The organism is Bacillus sp. FSL K6-0993 (assembly GCF_037977205.1).
Classification (GTDB): Bacteria; Bacillota; Bacilli; order Bacillales; family Bacillaceae; genus Bacillus; species Bacillus subtilis.
Window position 1 is genome coordinate 1364029 of record NZ_CP150275.1, and the last position, 18312, is coordinate 1382340.

Genomic DNA, 18312 nt, shown 5'->3' on the forward strand with positions numbered 1-18312 from the left:
AAAAATCCGCTATCGTCGATAGCGGATTTTTTATGAGGCAAAACAGAAAGATACGAGAAAAGATCCTGCGAATAACAAGAGAACGAGGCAAAAGAACAGCCAGTCGCGCCGGTTCACGCTCAATGTCCTGTAATATGTCCGGTTTCTGCTTCCTGTAAAACCTTTCGATTCCATCGCAAGCGCTGTCCGTTCCGCTTTTCTGATGGCGCTTGCCAATAGCGGTATGGTATATCGTTTTAACGCACTGATTTTATTAATGATGCCGCTCTCCGCCGCTCCTCCTCTGATTTTATGAGCCTGCTGAATCAGCTGGACCTCATCCTTTAGCAGCGGAAGAAAGCGAAAGCCTGCAATGACACCGTACGCGAGCTTTGGTGAGAGCCTGCACTGCTGGACAAGGCTCAGCATAAATAAAATCGGATCGGTTGTAAAAACAAACATCATCGATAAGGCGGAGAAGCATAAAATACGAAACCCGAGAGAGATGCCGACAGACACATTATCGCTGTTAATTGAGATAGGGCCTGCTTGAAACAAAAAATTATCCGGTGTTGTCGGCACCTTTCCAAAAACTGCGGCTGTCCACACACATCCGAATGCTAAAATCAAAAACGGAATCGTAAACAACAGCCATTTTTTCAATGGGATTCCGGCCGCCAGTAGAACGCCCGCAACGATGATGATATAAAAACATGCCGGAGTGTAAGGGTTGTAAATAAACGACAGCATGACGACACAACAAAAAACCGCCGCCGCTTTCACAGTCGGATTAATGAGATGTAACGGCTGCTTCATCACGCACCTCCTCTTGATATGCCATCCATTCATATAGAAGGGGAAGGGTGAGCTTTGCTTTTTGGACAAGCCCTGTTTCTTGAGAAAACAACTGCTCTGGAGATCCGTCAAAGGCCAGGCCCGTATCGTGAAGCACAAGCACGCTGTCAGCATACGAAGAGACTAGCTCCATATCGTGTGTAATTATAAGGACAGCGGTTCCCTCTGCCTTGATACGCTGAATCATTTCCATGCATTCAGCCGCTGTGCGGGCGTCCTGGCCAAAGGTTGGTTCGTCTAATAATAAAACCTTTACGTCATGCATGAGCATAGTAGCTACGCTCAGTCGCCGTTTTTGCCCTTGGCTGATCGCAAACGGATGATGATCAGCCAAATGCGCAAGACCAAAACGCTGCAGCAGGTGTTGCGCTTTTTTCTCAGTTTCAGCATTTGCTTTCTGGCCGAACAGAAGCTCGTCATACACCGTATCGGTGACGAATTGATGCTCAGGGTTTTGAAAAACAAATCCCATCCGTTTACGCAATTCTTTTTCTTTATATTTCTGCAGCGGCTGGTCATTAAGAAGGATTTTGCCGCTTTGCGGTTTCATGAGACGGGCCAAAACTGATAGGAGCGTCGATTTTCCAGTTCCGTTCGGACCGACAAGCGCCGTTAAAGAACCTTCGCGCAACGAAAAGCTGATGTCTTTGAAAATCGCCTGCGGTCCTCTCGCGAACGAAAGGCTGCTGACTTCAAGCACACTCTCCCCAGAAGGGGCTTTCTTCTTTTTGGCATGCCCGGCAGGAATAGGCTCTTTGAACAGCATCTCTTTTGATAAAGTAAACGGCATACTCAGCTTTTCCTGCAGATGACAGACCTTTGGAATGGCGATGCCCAATTTCTTTAGTGTCTCCGCTTCATGCTGAAATAGATTTTTCGTCAGGCCATCCAGCGCCTTTTTGCCTGATTTGTCGAGCACGATCGTTCTCTCAATCCAAGGCGCCCATTCATCAAGCTGGTGCTCAATGACGAGGAGGCTGAAACCTTTTTCCCGCTGAAGATCTTTCATCAGATGAACGAACTCCCGCGCTGAGAAAGGGTCTAAAAGAGAGGTCGGCTCATCTAAAATAATAAGCTCAGGCTCCATCGCCAAAATACAGGCGAGAGCCACTTTCTGCTTTTGTCCTCCTGAAAGGGTTGAGATCGTTTTTTCTTTTAAATGGGTAATGCGTAATTTTTCTAATACGGCGTTGATTTTCTCTGTCATTTCTTCTTTTGGAATTTGCAGATTTTCCAGTCCGAACGCAATTTCGTCCTCCACCGTCAGCATACAGAACTGCTGATCAGGATCCTGAAAAACGACCCCGGCATGCTGAGCAATCGTTTCGGAGGTTTCAGCATCTGTGACCGGCTTTTGAAATAGAAAGACATGTCCGGACTGAATGCCGTCGCAAGCCTCCGGATATAGACCGTTTAAACAAAGGGCGAGCGAGCTTTTACCGCATCCGCTCGGTCCTAATAATAAAACACATTCTCCTTTTTGAAGCTCAAACGAAATGTCTTGAAAAACCGGTTTCTCGTCTTCTTCATAAGAGAAGCTGAGCTGCTCAACCGTCAGAAGCTCATCAAAGGCTTGCATGTTCTGACGCCCGCTTCCGTTTCTTTTTCAGTTCCTTTCCGAGTGCCATTCCGTTTAACACACCTGTATAAGCGAGAGAGTCGCTGACAGCTTTTCCGAGAAGTCCCGCCAAAAGCGCGCCGGAAATGAGGCGGATCACAAGCATAATGAGCAGATAACCTGGTGAATAGGCTGCATAGCCAGAAACAAAGAGATCATAGATAAAGCTGGCTACTGAAGACCCCATACCGGCCAGCATAAGGACAGGGAGAGAGTATGCTTTCCAGCGTGTTGCAAGAAATACAGCCTCAGCCCCGAGCCCTTGAACAATGCCAATGACGATGACCATCGGGCCAGACGGATTTCCCAGCAGGCACTCAACGAGAGCGGCAATGATTTCAGAAACGAGCGCCGCACCCGGTTTTCGAATCATGTACGCGGCGATCACCGAAACGATAAACCAAATGCCGTAAATCGGTTCATAGGCGATTGGCCCAAACATACCTGCAAGCACGTTTCCGAAATGTGTAAATAATAAATAAACAACGGCAAATACGATACTGATAACGGACATGATGACAATTTCTTTTACTTTCCAGCTTTTCATTTTATCCCTGCTTTCTGTTTTTTCTTGATGGACTGTTAGCCGAAAGATTCACAGTCATGGTGATGTGGTTTGTTTGCTGCTCGGCCATGCGGAAAACGGCTTCCAATGTGCTGAATACGTCATGCGCATCCCCGTCAAGCTCGCTCGCGTAATGGACACCCTGTACGAAAGTGCCTTGGGCTTTTGCAATGTCGACAGCCTTCATAATCAATCCCATATAATCCGGCTCGTTCATTGAATAAAGGGCAAATTGGCACGGCGCTTCCGCCTTCAAGCCTTGGACAGCATCTTCATTGACACGCTTATCACCTTTGGAAAGATATGTATCCCCCTGTGTGTCACCCGGGCATCCAATGGAAAACGTGCCGTTCATGACGATGTGTTGTTCGCTGTTTGCTGCATGAAGGTAAATGGCTTTTGCAGCATCGAATACATGATCAATCGATCCGCGTAACACCGTGCTGATATGGTCGGTTTTCGTCCATACCTTGGATGTATCTGTTTTTTTCAGCGCAGACTTGATCACACTGATAAAATCATCCGTCATCGGATATAAAGAGAAGCGAAAACCGGCGATTCTGCTTGTACCGCAAATATGCTCCATTTCTCCGACCTCCTTTTTTTGATAAAATAAAAAACTGCATATCCTAAGGGAATATGCAGTCATAGATCGATTAAGCGCACAAAAAAATACACCATTCGGTCAACCTGCACTTCCCCACGCTGGTATTATCCAGATCGGGTCATAAGGGATCAAAGCGCGTTTCTTCCGCGCTTTATCTCAGCCAAAACAGCACCCCTAGTGCTTTCCGTATACAATTTTTTATTTTGACATCATAATAGATGATAAGAATCATTTTGTAAACAACGAAATCATTTTTTTCATATAGGGACGGGAGAGGATGATCAAATTTGGAAAAAGGACACATATTAATTGTGGAAGATGAAGAAAAAATCGCCAGGGTTCTTCAGCTTGAATTGGAATATGAAGGATACAGTGTCACCATCAAACACAATGGCACAGAAGGTCTGGATGCGGCAGCGGAAGGCGGGTATTCCTTGGTGCTTCTTGATGTCATGCTTCCGGGGCTTAGCGGACTGGAAGTGCTGCGCCGCTTGAGAAAAACGGATCCCCAGACACCGGTCATATTATTAACGGCGCGAGACAGTATTCCTGATAAGGTAACAGGTCTGGATATCGGTGCGAATGACTATGTCACCAAGCCGTTTGAAATCGAGGAATTGCTTGCGAGAATCAGGGCGGCGCTGCGACAAAATGGAACAAAAACGGAAGATATCGGCACCTTTCTTACATATGACGATTTGCGGGTGAACGAAAAAACCCGTGAAGTGAGACGCGGAGACAAAGAGGTGGAATTAACGCCGCGGGAATTTGATTTACTCGTCTATATGCTAAAGCATCCGCAGCAAGTGCTGACACGGGAGCAAATTCTAAGCTCGGTATGGGGATTTGATTATATCGGTGATACAAATGTCGTGGACGTCTACATAAGATACATCAGAAAAAAACTGGACTATCCTTACGAAAAACAGCTGATCCATACGATTCGCGGGGTCGGCTATGCCATTAAGGGGTAAACGATGAAGCTGAAGACCAAGATTCATCTATACACATCAATATCACTGTTGATTTTATTAATTTTGGTTCATACCGCAGTATATCTCATTTTTTCGTCTGCGCTGACATCAAAGGATGCGGCCCGGCTTGCTGATGAGACGGATAACATTGCCGAAGCGCTGCGTGCCGCTGAAACAGAAGGAGTGGCTTTGCAGGATATGCTGCAGGCCTATCTTCCGGCAAATGGCATGGTGCGTGTAGTGAATGGTGATCAAAAAGCCGTTATGACGATCACAAAAGAAAAAGCCTATAAAGATTTTCCTCTCTCTTTTCATAGCGGAGAAACGGCAGATGTGAGGAAACATGACGGCAAGCTGTTTGCCGAGGCTGCTGTTCCGGTGATTTGGACCGATGGACAAGTGGTGTCTCTTCAGCTGGTTGAAAGACTAGAGAACACAGAAGAGAGTCTGTTTCTGTTGAAAATCATCTTAATCGCTGCAAGTGCTGCTGTATGCATTGCTTCTTTTTTTGCCGGCAGCTTGCTAGCCCGCCGAATCATCAATCCGATCAGACGATTAATGATCACAATGAAAGACATACAGCGAGACAAAGAATTTAAAACGATTTCTTTAGAAGGACAGTCCAACGATGAATTGTATCAAATGGGGCTGACATTTAATGAAATGGCAATGATGCTGAAGGAGCACTATGATAAACAGCAGCAATTTGTTCAAGATGCTTCACACGAATTGAAAACCCCGCTCACTATTATAGAAAGCTACAGCAGCCTGATGAAGCGGTGGGGGGCAAAAAAGCCGGAGGTGCTTGAGGAGTCGATAGAAGCCATTCACTCAGAAGCGGTGCATATGAAAAAACTGACCAATCAGCTTTTGGCGCTGGCCAAAAGCCATCAAGGACTCGAGCTTGATCTGAAAACAATCGATCTGATTGAAGCGACGCGCGCGGTTATGCAAACGCTCCAGTCCGTTTATCAGCGTGACATATTGCTTGAAACAGATAAAGAGAGCCTGCTTGTAAAGGCTGATGAAGAACGCATCAAGCAGCTGTTGACCATTTTGCTTGATAATGCAATCAAGTATAGTGAAAAGCCTATTGAGATGTCAGCTGGAACGAGGAATGGACGGCCGTTTCTATCAGTGAGGGATGAAGGCATCGGAATACCTGATGAGCATATCCCGCATTTGTTCGAACGGTTCTACCGGGCAGATGAGGCACGAAACAGAAAAACAGGCGGAACGGGTTTAGGCCTTTCCATTGCCAAGCAAATCGCTGATGAGCATGGCATTGAGCTGTCTGTCAAAAGCAAGCCGGGACAAGGAACAGCTGTCACCATGCAATTCAGCGAACAGAATGGGGGAGGCCGATGACGAAAACAATAAAAACAGTATCTTTTGCTGCAGCAGCCATTTTAGTTGTCATCATCTGTACGTTTCTCATCATTCGGCAAACCCATGAGAACATACTGTCAAAGGAGACTGTCGTAAAAAAAGTCGAAGCCTCCTATGAAGGCAAGGTCACGAAAGCAACACAATCAAAGGATAAAAAAACATATGATATAACCCTTGAAAATCCAAAGGGAACTTACTTTGTAAAAGCAGATGCAATATCGGCTGACATTCTTTCAATGAATAGAGTAAAAGCAGTGAATCCATCTGCCATGACAGAAAAAGAAGCCGAGCATCTTGCGCTTGAGCGGGTGCCGGGAACGGTCAAAAAACAAACACGGCAAAGTCAAGTTGCCACTTATACCATACAAAAAGAAGACGGGAAAACATACGAAGTGAAGGTAGACATGCAGGCAAAAACAGTCTTGTCTGCCGATCAAATCAGCAGCAAAGATCAACAAAAAACGCCGATTACGAAAAAAGAAGCCAAAACAATTGCAGAGCGAAAAACGGGCGGAACAGCGGATGACGCAGATCTCGAAGAAAGTGAGGGCACTCTCATCTTTGAAGTGGACGTTGATCTTCCTGATAATAAGGAAGCGACAGTGAAAATCAATGCCTACACAGGAAAGATAGCTAACATTGTGTATGAAGACTGACGGTTTCTCATCAAATTCTCATCTTGCTCTCGTTTTCCTTTCATGTTGAGTGTGTAAACTGTACTCATACAAAACAAAGGAGGACTCACAAATGCTCAAGAAAAAATGGATGGTTGGTCTTTTAGCAGGGTGCCTAGCGGCCGGAGGATTCAGCTACAACGCGTTTGCCACAGAAAACAATGAAAACAGACAGGCTTCTTCTAAGACAGATGCACTCACTGAACAAGAAGCAGAAGCAATTGCTAAAACAGTTGTTGACGGCACAGTAGAAGACATTGACAGAGACCTTTACAACGGCAAAGAAGTCTATGAAGTGGAGATTGAAAAAGAAGGTGAAGACTACGACGTATATGTAGATATTCATACAAAACAAGCGCTTAATGACCCGCTAAAGGAGAAAGCAGAACAAGTCGCCATAACAAAAGAAGAAGCTGAAGAAATTGCATTAAAGCAAACAGGTGGAACCGTAACGGAAAGTAAGCTTGATGAAGATGACGGTGCTTACATCTATGAAATGGAAATCCAAACGAAACAAGGAACTGAGACAGAATTTGAAATTTCCGCAAAAGATGGACGCATTATCAAACAGGAGATAGATGACTAATCAAAACCCCCGCTGCAGCGGGGGTTTTTCATGATAAGAAACCTTCTTTTGGACAATCTAAGTAGAAAAGGAGGCGAAACGCATGGAAAAGAAAGAGGAGCAATACATCAATCAGGCTGAATATGTCCCTCATCCGACGAAGGAAGGAGAGTACGCCTTATTTCTTCATGAAACGTATCATTTGCTTTCTGAAGATGACGAGACACAAACAACAGAATAAGGGCTTAGGCCCTTGTTTTGTTCCGTAATTGTGATGTAAGCGCATTTATTACTTTTTTGAGTTGACACAGCTTGTTTTTTTCTGTAATCTCAGTGTGTCAATTCAATTAGGAACTTCGTTAGGTGAGGCTCCTGTATGGAGATACGCTGCTGCCCAAAAATGTCCAAAGACGCCAATGGGTCAACAGAAATCATCGACATAAGGTGATTTTTAATGCAGCTGGATGCTTGTCCTATGCCATACAGTGCTAAAGCTCTACGATTGAAGGCGCCCGCACGCTTTTTTTGCCGTGCTTCTTTCACCTTCAATCCCGAAGGCTTTTTTTATGCCTTTAAAACGAAACCAATCAAAGGAGGTGCGGAGTATGGATTCTCCCCATTCGAGTCAATCTGAAGAAGTACCCATATACTATGACAGCAAGACAATTGATTACACGATGAGGAGACGAACAGCCGCACCTTCTGGCGAGGCCGGTACGTCTCCGTAGAGGAGGTACGAGTCCCGATGGTTCAAAACATGACCTATGACGAACTCATTTTACGCATCATTATTTTACTGCGAGACGGGAAAATCAGGGATTTCAGAAGTGTTATTGATGAGCTTCAGCCCTATGACATGGCATTTATTTTTAAAGAAATGCCGGAAAAACACCGCGCCCGCTATTTATCTTATTTAACTGTAGACGATATCACTGATATGATCGGGGAGCTGGAACGCGAATTTCAGCTTGTCGTCTTAAATAAAGTCGGAAAAACAAAAGCAACACTAGCGATGAACAAAATGGACAACGATGACCTCGCTCAATTGCTTGAAGAAATGGACGAAGAACTGAAGGAACAGCTTTTGTCCAGCATGGAAGCGTCAGAGTCAAAAGCTGTACAGCTCTTGATGAATTATCCAGCTGATTCAGCGGGACGCATGATGACAAACCGGTATGTGTGGATTCCTCAGCATTACACGGTAAAAGACGCGGTCGTCAAACTGAAAAGCTTCGCTGAAATAGCTGAGTCGATCAACTACTTATATGTTATTAATGAAAGCAAACAGCTGGTTGGGGTTCTTTCCTACCGCGATTTGATTCTGGGTGAACCTGAAGAAAAGGTGCAGGATTTAATGTTTACCCGCGTCATATCAGCAGATGCTCTTCAGGACCAGGAAGAAGTTGCCCGCCTGATTGAACGTTACGATTTTTTGGCAATACCGGTTGTAGAAGAAAACAACGTGCTTGTCGGCATTGTGACGGTCGATGATATTATCGACGTCGTTATTCGGGAAGCTGATGAGGATTACGAAAAATTTGCCGCTTCCGGTAAAGACATCACCTTTGACACAAAAGCTTACGTGGCGGCATACCGGCGCCTGCCATGGCTGATTTTACTCTTGTTTATCGGACTGATTTCAGGAAGCATTATCAGCTATTTTGAAGACGCGCTGAAGCAGGTTGTCGCGCTTGCGTTTTTCATGCCGATGGTGTCAGGGATGACAGGAAATACGGGAACACAATCTCTTGCGGTTGTCATCAGAGGTTTGTCTAAAGAAGAAATGAACAAAAAAACGATTGTGCGCCTGATCTTCCGGGAGTTCAGAACAAGCATTTTTATCGGAGCGGTTTGTTCTGTGCTGATTGCGATTGTTTCTATCATATGGCAGGGGAATGCGCTTTTGGGATTTGTTGTCGCCTCTTCACTGTTCTTAACCTTAATCATCGGAACGATGTCAGGAACGATTATCCCTATTATTTTGCACAAACTGAAAGTAGACCCGGCGATTGCTTCTGGACCGCTGATTACAACGTTAAACGATATTTTATCTTTATTAATCTACTTTGGCATTGCCACTGCATTCATTCACTCATTATAAACATAAAAAGTCCGTCTCAACTGCGAGCCGGACTTTTATTATTTAACGGTTTTTGTACCGAAAGTGAGCATTAAGCTGCCCCTCCAGCATTTTTTTCCGCACTTGCGGATCGTTTTTTAACATCTGTTCTTTTTTGCGCATATCCTTTAAAATCTCTGCTGTCTGTACGCCGTCTTCACGCTTATTGGCGATATCCATCAGCCGCTCCACATCGGCAAAGGAGTATTTTCTTGTTCCCCTTGAAGAACGCTGCGGGTAAATGAGCTTTCGTTCCTCATAATACCTGATCTGTCTTACGGACAATCCTGTCAATTCACTCACAATTCCGATTGAAATCACTTTTTTGTCTTTATAAGAATGATCTTCTGTGGTCATTTTTCCACCCCTGGATGTCTTTTGATAATAGTATATAAAAAACAAAGAGAAAAAACCTGACGCTTGTCATATTTTCTAACATCAAATAGAAGATTTTTGAAAAAATACGGAAGAAAAATTAACAAGAATAATGCGTAACACCCAAGCGCGTTTTATCCTTTATGTAACAAACAAACGAGGAGGAAGGATAATCATGGAGGAAGAAAAAGCGGTCTCACTGGCAAAAGAAATTATAGAGTTGGATATCAAGCGTGATGAAATGCTGGAGACGTTTATGCAGCTTGCCGGAGAACAGGCTTTTCAATTATTAAGATCGGTTCAAAACGGACAATACCGAAAATCTTCGTAAACATAAATTCTTTACATTAGATTCATACCACGTTCATTTAAAAAGAGTATCTTTTGTATAGGATACCTCAAAATGAAGGAGGACGCTATGAGTAATTTATTGAAATCCGCTTTAGAAAAAGAACGACGCCATTATTCTGAAAAACTCTATCAGATTGGGGTTTATAATAAAGAGGTTATGAACAAAATGACGATTTCAGAGCTTCGGAAAGAATATGCTTATTTCTTTCGAAGCATTACAAATCATAAAAATTATCCTTATACAAGATAATGTATAAGGATTTTTTTGCTTTTAGAAGGAATTTCTCGAATTATAGCGAATACGTATAGTAAGGGACTGAACTCTTATTATATGTAAGGGTTTTCATTATTTTTTTATAAAAATCCTATATACGAGGTAGATATGATGAGATTATCGTTTAACGAAGAAGAAGTTGAGCGTGCGATGAATTTGTACAGAGTTTTTGCGAGGGCTTTCAAAAGTGTGTCCGAACATAGTATCCGTGATAGCAAAGAGCACGGTTTTAATCCCACTGAATTTGCTGTACTGGAGCTCCTGTACACAAGAGGCCCGCAAAAATTACAGCAAATTGGGTCGAGACTTCTGCTTGTAAGCGGAAACGTCACATATGTTATTGACAAACTAGAAAGAAACGGGTTTTTAGTAAGGGAGCAGGACCCGAAAGATAAACGCTCTGTTTACGCACATTTAACTGACAAGGGAAATGAGTATTTGGATAAAATTTATCCGATTCATGCACTGCGTATTGCGAGAGCGTTTTCAGGCCTTTCGCCTGATGAACAGGACCAGCTGATCGTCCTGCTCAAGAAAGCAGGCATACACAGCCAGCATTTGCTGTTTCGTTAACTATTCTACACTCTCTGTTTCAGGAGAGTGTTTTTTTGTTTTATAAGATTCTTTTTAAAACATCTTCAATCTTCCTATCAGACATTTCGCCAAGGTATCCATTGACGTGTTTTTTATACTCCTTCATCTGTTCGTTCGATTGAAAAAATGCCGCGATATACTCTTCTGCTTTCTGCATGTCCCAGTTTCTCATATCTGTGACGAGCTTCCTTTCATGTAGAAGGTTTAAATTCATTTCTTCCTGTCCCGGCAGTGCATGATAAATAAATACCGGAAGCCGTTTCTGTAAGCATTCACTGATGGTCACGCCTCCGGGTTTAGTCATGATGCCTGTCGACTGTTCGTACAAACGGTTCATCTCTGCTTTGCTGTGAAGGTAAGGAATCGCCTCAATCAAGGGGTGGTGTAAACTTTTGACATAGCAGTAGAGCTTTTCGTTTCTGCCGCATAATATTTTGTATAAGATCTTTCCGCCTGGCGACAGTTCCTGCACCCATTTTAAAATTCCACCGACCCCCATACTGCCCCCAGTGATGATGATGGTATATGGCGGATGGTGCTGCAAGGTATCTGCTGATTCCATTTCAAAATTTCGGTGAACTGGAATGCCGGTCAAGTATATGTTGTTCTGATCGATCCCCTCTGATATTAGCTGCTTCTTTACTTCCGTGCTCGGAACAAAATGGTAATCAATGTTCTTCCGTCCCCATAATTGATTCACGAAAAAATCAGTGTATACATTCACAACCGTCAGATTCGGATATTCAGGCTTTAGTCGGTTCAGCAGATAAGAAGGCAGCGCATGTGTGCAGAAGGCGATATCAGGCTGTTTTTCTTGGAGGATGTGCCTCATTTGCTGTGTGAACAGCCATTCGTACATGAAATAGCGTTTATTATGCTGAAATTCTCCGCAGGCGAGGAGCCTGTAAATGCCGCTGTACGTTTTCGGGAAATATTGAATCCATTTTAAATAAGCTACGGAGGACAATTTTTCTAACCGCCTATACGCATGTGAAAAGATATCAATCTTTTCAGCTGCCAGCCCTTGAGACTCTAATTCAGCCTGCAATGCATCAGCCACATGATGATGGCCGGTGGAAATGCTTAAAAAAGGAAAAATGAGAATGTTTTTCATGACAGTCCTCCTAAAAAAATATGGCAACTATATTTTGAGGAGAACGTTCACAAAATATAAGGGTGTTTTTGATCATAAGGAAGGTGAAAAGATGAAAACCTGTTTCCTTTCCATTTGGAGAGTGGTTGACCCGATTTATTTCTTTTTTTCAAGGCTGACCTTGGTTGACAAAGATCGTAAAAGCGTCTTTCGAGTCAGGCTGACGAAGTACAAAGGACATCATGTCGTGCTTAGCGACGGAACGCATATAAGAAAAAATGATATGCTCGTTAAAATCCACCTGCATAACATAAAGCTGATCAGGGAGCTTCAAAGCATTGAGAGCGCAGTCAGAAAAGGAATCATTATTTATCAGAAAGTATATCAATCGATGCCGCTTCTTCTTGACTATATCAACAATCATAAAAAAAGCGAGAAAATCAAAGGAATCATTGGGATTACGATGCTTGACAAAGGTGTGGAAAGGCTCGGCTTTGATGTGATCACCCCGGTGAACCCTTTTTACAGATGCTTTAAAAAAGTGTCCCATGTGCCGATTTTATATTTGACTTCAAAGCCTGTGAGCTTGCGGCATTTACCGAATTCATCCTATTTGTTTATCTCAAAAGAAAAGCTGCAGAAAACCTATCAAAAAAAAGACTGATGCCTCGGTCAGCACAGTCTTTTTTGCTTAAATCTGATGAAATGTTACTTCAGGGCGGCTTCCGACACGGATATTTACGCCGGTTTGTCCCAAGCCCTCGCTGATATAAAATGGTTTATTGTGATGATAATGAAGGCCTTTAATCATGTTCATTCGCACGAGCTTTCCCATTTTCACCAAATGATACGGTTTTGGCCAGTGGATTTGCCCGCCGTGAAAATGCCCTGACAGCAGGTAATCATAGTGAACATCTTTCATATCCAGAATAATATTTGGGTCATGTGTTAAGACAAGATGATAGCCATTTTCCAGACTTTGATAAGAGCCGGTGATATTACTTCGATTCGTACTGTAATCATCAATGCCGATAATATTGACTGGCCCTGCAGCCGTCTCAATTCGAACATGTTCATTTTGCAGCGTGATACAGCCGTTTTCCTCTAAAACACGCTTCAATCTCTGAAAGTCCTCTTCTTTCAATACATAATCGTGGTTACCGAACACCGCGTACATTCCATATGCAGGCTTTAGCTTTTGCAAGGCGTTCAAGTAACCTCCCAGCTTCGGAATATTACGTTTCCGATCAAGAAAATCCCCGGTAAGAGCAATGATATCCACAGGCTGATCTTTTGTTAAATGATACAGCTCCTCAGGTGAGACTGAAATGTTTTCCAAGTGAAGATCTGATAAATGAAGGATATTTAATTTTTTTCTGGCTGGAAGGCCGTCTTTTTGGTCGATTGAAATGGTGTTGACTTTCACATCTTTTGTATTGCGGTTCGCTTTATATAGAAATGGCACAAATACGAGTATGGCCAATGAAAGTAAGATTGTAAACAAAATATATCCCCTCCCTCCTATCAGTATAGTGAGTGATCAAGCCCTATGGATAGTGGGAATTAATGGGTAGAGACAGGCTGAAAAACGGATTGTCATATGATGAATGATTTGGAAGGGAAAAGGGATAATAAATTTTGACACATGAGGCAGAACATGCCGACGGAGTCAGAATAACAAATGGATGTGTAAGCAATGTTACGATTGATGAGACAACAAAAAAAAGAAACATATTATCTCTGGATCGCATTATTTCTTCTTTTATTGTATGTATCCCCGCTTTTTATTTTAAAGGAAGATGCCCATATCCGGGTCCACGATAATTTAGATTCCAACATCGCTTGGTACAAGGTTCTGGCCGATAGCGGAGAAATCGTCGGCAAGGTTGACGCTGCCATTCCGCAAATCATTAACGGGCTGCCCCGGGATGCCTTTGGCACCGAGTGGAGCGGAATTGTTTGGCTCCATGCTTTCTTTTCTTCCATGACCGCCTATGCAATAAGCCAGACGGTTACAAGAGTTGTCGCTTTTTTTGGAATGTATGTGCTGCTGAAGAAACATATAATCCCGGAACCAAAAGCGGCTTTCATCCGAATTGGCGTATCGCTTGCATTTGCCTTAACACCGTTCTGGCCTTCGGGAATGCTGAGTACGCTTGGGTACCCTTTGGCACTGTGGGCTTTTTTAAATATCCGAAAAGGGGATATTTCATGGAGAGAGTGGCTGACACTGGGCTTGCTCCCTCTATACTCAAGCTTTGTTCTAGGCTTCTTCTTTTTCCTGGCAGGGATGGCGTGTTTTTGGCTGTATGATGCCATTACAAAAAGAAGATGGAATTTGATGTTCTTAGGCAGTATTGCATTTATGACGAGTATCTATCTTTTCGTTGAATATCGGCTTGTCTATTCGATGCTGTTTGAGCACGCACCGATGCATCGTATCGAATTTATCTCATCCAGGCATGACGTTTGGCATTCTCTTCGGCTATCCGTAAAAAACTTTGTCTATGGCCATAATCATGTGATGACCGTTCATACCGTTGTCATCCTCCCGATCCTGCTGGTCGTATTTGCTGCTCTGCTGTTCAAACGAAATCGGACAAAGCCAGAAAATGTTTATCTGTTTTTATGTGTGCTTAATTATGGATTGTCATTATGGTATGCGTTTTGGTTCAACAAAATTTGGGCTGTTCCAAAGCAGAAATTTGCCTTTTTAGCAGAATTTAATTTTGCCCGTTTTCATTTTCTTCGGCCGCTTGTTATATACGTGAGCTTTGCGCTTGCTTTATATCTCATTTGGCGGATGGGGAAAGGATGGAAATGGCTTGTGTACGCCGCAGTCGCTGCACAGCTAATGGTGTTGGCGCCTTTTAATGAAGAATATACGTATGGCGTTCATTACAACGCGCCGACATTCAAGGAGTTTTATGCATCGGAGCAATTCAAAGAGATTAAGGAATATATCGGACGTCCGCAAGATTCGTACAGGGTGGCGAGCATCGGACTGCATCCGTCTATCGCCCAATATAACGGGTTTTATACGTTAGATACGTATAACAATCTGTATCCGCTCTCATATAAATATGAATTTAGGAAAATCATCGAAAAAGAGCTGGAAAAAAATTCTCGGCTGAAACAATATTTTGATGAATGGGGCAGCCGCTGCTACCTTTTTGTCGATGAACTCGGTAAACGATATGATTTCAAAAAGAACTCGAAGAAAACGATCAACAACCTTCAATTAAATACAGATGTATTTAAAAAAATGGGCGGCCGGTACATTTTTTCTTCAGTTCCGATCATGAATGCTGAACAAAACCATCTCGCGCTCGTAAAGACGTTTGACCATAAAGATTCCGCCTGGCGCATTTATTTATATGAAACAAGATAAGGAGGATTTCGATTGAAACAGTCACAGCCAGTATTAACCATCGTCGTCCCGTGTTTCAACGAAGAGGAAGTGTTTCAAGAAACAAGCCGTCAGCTGACAGAGGTTGTAGATGATTTAATTGAAGAAAAATTAATTGCTGAAGACAGTAAAATTCTGTTTGTCGATGATGGCAGCAAAGACCGCACTTGGGCTTTGATTGCTATGGAGAGCATAAGAAACAAGAAGGTTACCGGCTTAAAATTAGCCTGCAATGTCGGCCACCAAAAAGCGCTTTTAGCCGGACTCCATAAAGCGAAGAATAGGTCAGACTGCGTCATTTCGATCGATGCTGATCTTCAGGACGACATCTCTGTGATCCGGGATTTTATGCTGAAATATCATGAGGGCTGCGAGATCGTTTACGGTGTACGCCAGAGCAGAAAAACCGATACCTTTTTCAAGCGCACGACCGCGTTAGGGTTTTATCGTCTCATGAATAAGCTTGGGATTAAATTAATTTATAATCATGCTGATTTTCGTTTAATGAATAAAAGGTCCCTTGAAGAGCTTGAACGTTATCCGGAAGCGAATCTGTTTTTAAGAGGTATTGTCCCTATGATCGGCTTTAAATCGGCCGAAGTTTTGTATGACCGCAAGGAACGCTTTGCCGGCAAAACGAAATATCCGCTGAAAAAGATGCTATCCTTCGCTTTTAACGGGATTACTTCATTCAGTGTCGCACCAATTCGATTCTTTACGCTTTTAGGGTTTGTTTTGTTTTTCCTCAGCGCTGTGGCAGGGGTTGGCGCGTTTATTCAAAAGATGCTCGGACATACGAATGCAGGCTGGGCGTCTCTCATCATATCCATTTGGTTTTTGGGCGGGCTGCAATTGATGGGAATTGGAATCATCGGAGAGTATATTGGAACGATTTTTTCTGAAGTGAAAAGACGGCCGAAATACGCGATTGATATTGATTTGTATAATGAGCAGCTGAGCCCGCTTCAGCGCCAGGAAAAAGAGCGGTTAGATAAAAAGTACAGTTAAACACGGAAAGAGCTGACTTCATTAGTCAGCTCTTTTTCTTCAACTGATGTAAAATAGCGCTTAGCGGTTCGTCTTGCGGGTTGCGGTAAAAATCAAAAAATGGGCAGCCCTGCTTCTTAATTCGATTGATGACCGTATCAATTGTAAACAGAGCGGGTGTTAAAGATGATTGCACCTCATGCCAGTAGAGCGGGGCTGCAACAGTCCCAAGCTCATTTCCTCTCGTCGAATAGGGACAGATAATCGTTTTTCCTTCTGCATGCTGCAAATAATCAAGATACAATTTGCCGTGTCTGTTTTTAATCAAGCGTTCAGTGGTAAATAGCTCGGGAAATGCATTGGTGCAGTACTCTGCGATCAGCTGCGTAAATTGGCGTGTTTCTTCATACGTAAATGCCTCGGGAGACAAGGGAATATAAAGCTGGATGCCTTTGTTGCCGGACAGCTTCGGGTACGATGTGATGCCAAAGGAATCCAACAGCCGCTTCAGTTCATTTGCGGCCTGCACGGCCATAAGAAAGTCATCTCGCGAAGGCGGGTCTAAATCAATGACAATCTCAGCCGGACGCCTGCTTTTAATGGTTTGAAAGGGAACGTGAAACTCCAAAGCAAGCTGGTTGCAAAGCCATAGCAATGTAGACATATCCTCACAGACTATATGTTCATGGCTTCCATCATAGAAAGATTGAACAAAATCCGGCGCATAGTCCGGCTTGTTTTTTTGGAAAAATGATTCGCTCCTAGATCCATGCGGATAGCGGATGACGGTGACAGCCCGGTTTTTCAGAAATGGGAGCAGGTAGTCACTGACTTCAATCATATACTGAATAAAATCTTCTTTTGTTTTTTTATTCTTTTCAAATATGATTTTATCCAGGCTTGTGAACTGCAGCTTTGGGTGAACCGGTTTGGAGTGTCGTATGACTTGCGCATACGTGCATTCGGTCCAGTCCATTTGGAATTCGAAACCTACAAACGATACCTCTCTTAATGTGCCTTGGAGAATTGTTAAGTATTGAACAGCTGCACAAATCGAAGGTTCAAGCGTAAATCCGCCTGAGGGTGTTTGATGTCCGTGCTGTTCCATAATCTCGCGTATAGCGCTTTTTTCCTCATCGCGCATTCCGTGCGAAACAGAGGCAATCGGTGTCATTATTCCGTTTTTTAACACTGATACCGTCAGAAACCCGTTGTTAGGGTTGAACCCTGTTATGCAAACATAAGCTTGTTTAAAGTTTTTATATTTGAGCCAATCGGACGACCGCTTCTTTTCAAGCCATTTGCTGTTTGTTTTCTTCGCTACAATTCCTTCTCCGTCATATTTTATTACCATCTCCCAGAGTTGATCAAAATGATCATAACAGGGAATGGATTGAATGGTTTCTTTTGCGTAAGGATCTGGAGATGCAGGAAGCTTTGCTGCGGATATGAGTTCACGCAGCGATTTTTTGCGGTCCAAATACGAAAGAAGCGTTACATCTTCTCCGCTTCGCTCTAACAAATCAAAGGCGAGAAAGCAGCACGGCCGCGCGTTTGCCGATTCCTGAATCTTGTCTGGCCTTTTCAAACGCCCCCGCACTTGAAGGTGTTCAAAATCTGCACGACAAGGATTCACCAAACATACGATTTCACCATCAAGTGTCAGCGGAAGCTCTTTTTCCATGTGCTGAAAGGCAGTTTTGGCGAATTGTGTGATTTCAGGGAAGGTGCTGCTGAGCTCCACACCATTTCTGCTGGTTAAGGTCACACCTGAAGAATGGATGCGGAGAATACAGCGGTACCCATCATATTTTACTTCGTAACGCCATTCTGCTCCGATTGGCGGTGACGAAGTTAGGACCGGCTGCATGGTAAACGCCATGG

General features: G+C 43.4%; 20 protein-coding genes, 1 pseudogene and 2 riboswitches. Of the genes and pseudogenes, 13 read left to right on the forward strand and 8 right to left on the reverse strand.

The genetic code is table 11. The annotated features are described in order from the left end of the window. Positions 1-30 precede the first annotated feature (30 nt). Genes thiX through thiU form a run of 4 tightly spaced genes read right to left on the reverse strand, consistent with a single transcriptional unit; the run spans position 31 to position 3603 of the window. Positions 31-795, reverse strand: coding sequence for an HMP/thiamine ABC transporter permease ThiX (gene thiX / locus MHH79_RS07175; RefSeq protein WP_015483146.1), 765 nt, complete (start codon positions 793-795; stop codon positions 31-33). Beyond that, positions 770-2413 (reverse strand): ABC transporter ATP-binding protein, encoded by a 1644-nt coding sequence (locus MHH79_RS07180; protein WP_100506116.1) that lies wholly within the window; start codon positions 2411-2413, stop codon positions 770-772. Before MHH79_RS07180 ends, thiX begins: the two co-directional genes overlap by 26 nt. Next, positions 2400-2999: an ECF transporter S component gene (locus MHH79_RS07185; RefSeq protein ID WP_003232554.1), complete on the reverse strand. Its 600-nt coding sequence runs from the start codon at positions 2997-2999 to the stop codon at positions 2400-2402. Before MHH79_RS07185 ends, MHH79_RS07180 begins: the two co-directional genes overlap by 14 nt. A 1-nt stretch (position 3000) precedes the next feature. Further along, positions 3001-3603 carry an HMP/thiamine ABC transporter substrate-binding protein ThiU gene (thiU, locus tag MHH79_RS07190; RefSeq protein ID WP_100506115.1) on the reverse strand — a complete coding sequence of 201 codons (603 nt, stop codon included), beginning with the start codon at positions 3601-3603 and terminating at the stop codon, positions 3001-3003. A gap of 94 nt (positions 3604-3697) precedes the next feature. Further along, a riboswitch (TPP riboswitch) is annotated at positions 3698-3810 on the reverse strand. Between the two features lie 101 nt (positions 3811-3911). Here thiU and ykoG point away from each other — a divergent pair. The 7 genes from ykoG (at position 3912) to mgtE (ending at position 9327) form a co-directional block, all read left to right on the forward strand. Further along, entirely contained in the window at positions 3912-4598 is a 687-nt protein-coding gene (ykoG, locus tag MHH79_RS07195) for a two-component system response regulator YkoG (protein ID WP_038428855.1), read from the forward strand. A 3-nt stretch (positions 4599-4601) separates the two neighbouring features. Then, a complete protein-coding gene (ykoH, locus tag MHH79_RS07200) occupies positions 4602-5966 on the forward strand; it encodes a two-component system sensor histidine kinase YkoH (protein WP_015383484.1) in 1365 nt (454 codons plus the stop codon). After that, positions 5963-6643 (forward strand): PepSY domain-containing protein, encoded by a 681-nt coding sequence (locus MHH79_RS07205; protein ID WP_340035071.1) that lies wholly within the window; start codon positions 5963-5965, stop codon positions 6641-6643. Before ykoH ends, MHH79_RS07205 begins: the two co-directional genes overlap by 4 nt. A gap of 91 nt (positions 6644-6734) precedes the next feature. Continuing rightward, complete coding sequence (locus MHH79_RS07210) at positions 6735-7247, forward strand: PepSY domain-containing protein (RefSeq protein ID WP_003232544.1); 513 nt, start codon at positions 6735-6737, stop codon at positions 7245-7247. An 82-nt stretch (positions 7248-7329) separates the two neighbouring features. Further along, the gene (locus MHH79_RS07215; protein WP_003218541.1) at positions 7330-7467 is read left to right on the forward strand and encodes a transcriptional regulator SplA domain-containing protein; all 138 of its coding nucleotides are present in this window, start codon (positions 7330-7332) and stop codon (positions 7465-7467) included. Positions 7468-7574: 107 nt separating this feature from the next. Then, positions 7575-7740, forward strand: a riboswitch (M-box (ykoK) riboswitch). A gap of 91 nt (positions 7741-7831) precedes the next feature. Next, positions 7832-7954, forward strand: coding sequence for a hypothetical protein (locus MHH79_RS07220; RefSeq protein ID WP_009967087.1), 123 nt, complete (start codon positions 7832-7834; stop codon positions 7952-7954). Between the two features lie 17 nt (positions 7955-7971). Then, a complete protein-coding gene (mgtE, locus tag MHH79_RS07225; RefSeq protein ID WP_003232543.1) occupies positions 7972-9327 on the forward strand; it encodes a magnesium transporter in 1356 nt (451 codons plus the stop codon). Positions 9328-9369: 42 nt separating this feature from the next. On the opposite strand, the gene tnrA is transcribed toward mgtE, so the two are convergent. Next, positions 9370-9702, reverse strand: coding sequence for a MerR family transcriptional regulator TnrA (gene tnrA / locus MHH79_RS07230; RefSeq protein WP_003232541.1), 333 nt, complete (start codon positions 9700-9702; stop codon positions 9370-9372). Between the two features lie 193 nt (positions 9703-9895). Between tnrA and MHH79_RS07235 the strand changes: the two genes are divergently transcribed. The 3 genes from MHH79_RS07235 (at position 9896) to MHH79_RS07245 (ending at position 10918) form a co-directional block, all read left to right on the forward strand. Beyond that, complete coding sequence (locus MHH79_RS07235; protein ID WP_003232538.1) at positions 9896-10051, forward strand: hypothetical protein; 156 nt, start codon at positions 9896-9898, stop codon at positions 10049-10051. A gap of 87 nt (positions 10052-10138) precedes the next feature. Further along, positions 10139-10321: a stress response protein YkoL gene (ykoL, locus tag MHH79_RS07240; protein WP_003245766.1), complete on the forward strand. Its 183-nt coding sequence runs from the start codon at positions 10139-10141 to the stop codon at positions 10319-10321. A 132-nt stretch (positions 10322-10453) separates the two neighbouring features. Then, the gene (locus tag MHH79_RS07245) at positions 10454-10918 is read left to right on the forward strand and encodes a MarR family transcriptional regulator (protein WP_003232536.1); all 465 of its coding nucleotides are present in this window, start codon (positions 10454-10456) and stop codon (positions 10916-10918) included. A 5-nt stretch (positions 10919-10923) separates the two neighbouring features. On the opposite strand, the pseudogene MHH79_RS07250 reads toward MHH79_RS07245, so the two are convergent. Beyond that, positions 10924-12053, reverse strand: a pseudogene (locus tag MHH79_RS07250) (glycosyltransferase). Between the two features lie 91 nt (positions 12054-12144). Here MHH79_RS07250 and MHH79_RS07255 point away from each other — a divergent pair. Continuing rightward, positions 12145-12696 (forward strand): hypothetical protein, encoded by a 552-nt coding sequence (locus tag MHH79_RS07255; RefSeq protein WP_100506274.1) that lies wholly within the window; start codon positions 12145-12147, stop codon positions 12694-12696. A 27-nt stretch (positions 12697-12723) separates the two neighbouring features. Here the strand turns inward: MHH79_RS07255 and MHH79_RS07260 are convergent, their stop codons facing one another. Next, positions 12724-13536, reverse strand: coding sequence for a metallophosphoesterase (locus MHH79_RS07260; protein ID WP_251218362.1), 813 nt, complete (start codon positions 13534-13536; stop codon positions 12724-12726). Positions 13537-13728: 192 nt separating this feature from the next. Between MHH79_RS07260 and MHH79_RS07265 the strand changes: the two genes are divergently transcribed. Further along, positions 13729-15423, forward strand: coding sequence for a DUF6044 family protein (locus MHH79_RS07265; RefSeq protein ID WP_014479610.1), 1695 nt, complete (start codon positions 13729-13731; stop codon positions 15421-15423). Positions 15424-15435: 12 nt separating this feature from the next. Next, a complete protein-coding gene (locus MHH79_RS07270; RefSeq protein ID WP_015483153.1) occupies positions 15436-16449 on the forward strand; it encodes a glycosyltransferase family 2 protein in 1014 nt (337 codons plus the stop codon). Between the two features lie 25 nt (positions 16450-16474). Here MHH79_RS07270 and MHH79_RS07275 read toward each other — a convergent pair whose 3' ends face one another. Next, positions 16475-18310, reverse strand: coding sequence for a DNA ligase D (locus MHH79_RS07275; protein ID WP_015483154.1), 1836 nt, complete (start codon positions 18308-18310; stop codon positions 16475-16477). Between the last annotated feature and the right edge of the window lie 2 nt (positions 18311-18312).

Coding starts and splice junctions, on each gene's coding strand:
- thiX (WP_015483146.1), bottom strand. CDS start 795: ATGAAGCAGCCGTTACATCTCATTAATCCGACTGTGAAAGCGGCGGCG.
- MHH79_RS07180 (WP_100506116.1), bottom strand. CDS start 2,413: ATGCAAGCCTTTGATGAGCTTCTGACGGTTGAGCAGCTCAGCTTCTCT.
- MHH79_RS07185 (WP_003232554.1), bottom strand. CDS start 2,999: ATGAAAAGCTGGAAAGTAAAAGAAATTGTCATCATGTCCGTTATCAGT.
- thiU (WP_100506115.1), bottom strand. CDS start 3,603: ATGGAGCATATTTGCGGTACAAGCAGAATCGCCGGTTTTCGCTTCTCT.
- ykoH (WP_015383484.1), top strand. CDS start 4,602: ATGAAGCTGAAGACCAAGATTCATCTATACACATCAATATCACTGTTG.
- MHH79_RS07205 (WP_340035071.1), top strand. CDS start 5,963: ATGACGAAAACAATAAAAACAGTATCTTTTGCTGCAGCAGCCATTTTA.
- MHH79_RS07210 (WP_003232544.1), top strand. CDS start 6,735: ATGCTCAAGAAAAAATGGATGGTTGGTCTTTTAGCAGGGTGCCTAGCG.
- MHH79_RS07215 (WP_003218541.1), top strand. CDS start 7,330: ATGGAAAAGAAAGAGGAGCAATACATCAATCAGGCTGAATATGTCCCT.
- MHH79_RS07220 (WP_009967087.1), top strand. CDS start 7,832: ATGGATTCTCCCCATTCGAGTCAATCTGAAGAAGTACCCATATACTAT.
- mgtE (WP_003232543.1), top strand. CDS start 7,972: ATGGTTCAAAACATGACCTATGACGAACTCATTTTACGCATCATTATT.
- tnrA (WP_003232541.1), bottom strand. CDS start 9,702: ATGACCACAGAAGATCATTCTTATAAAGACAAAAAAGTGATTTCAATC.
- MHH79_RS07235 (WP_003232538.1), top strand. CDS start 9,896: ATGGAGGAAGAAAAAGCGGTCTCACTGGCAAAAGAAATTATAGAGTTG.
- ykoL (WP_003245766.1), top strand. CDS start 10,139: ATGAGTAATTTATTGAAATCCGCTTTAGAAAAAGAACGACGCCATTAT.
- MHH79_RS07245 (WP_003232536.1), top strand. CDS start 10,454: ATGATGAGATTATCGTTTAACGAAGAAGAAGTTGAGCGTGCGATGAAT.
- MHH79_RS07255 (WP_100506274.1), top strand. CDS start 12,145: ATGAAAACCTGTTTCCTTTCCATTTGGAGAGTGGTTGACCCGATTTAT.
- MHH79_RS07265 (WP_014479610.1), top strand. CDS start 13,729: ATGTTACGATTGATGAGACAACAAAAAAAAGAAACATATTATCTCTGG.
- MHH79_RS07275 (WP_015483154.1), bottom strand. CDS start 18,310: ATGGCGTTTACCATGCAGCCGGTCCTAACTTCGTCACCGCCAATCGGA.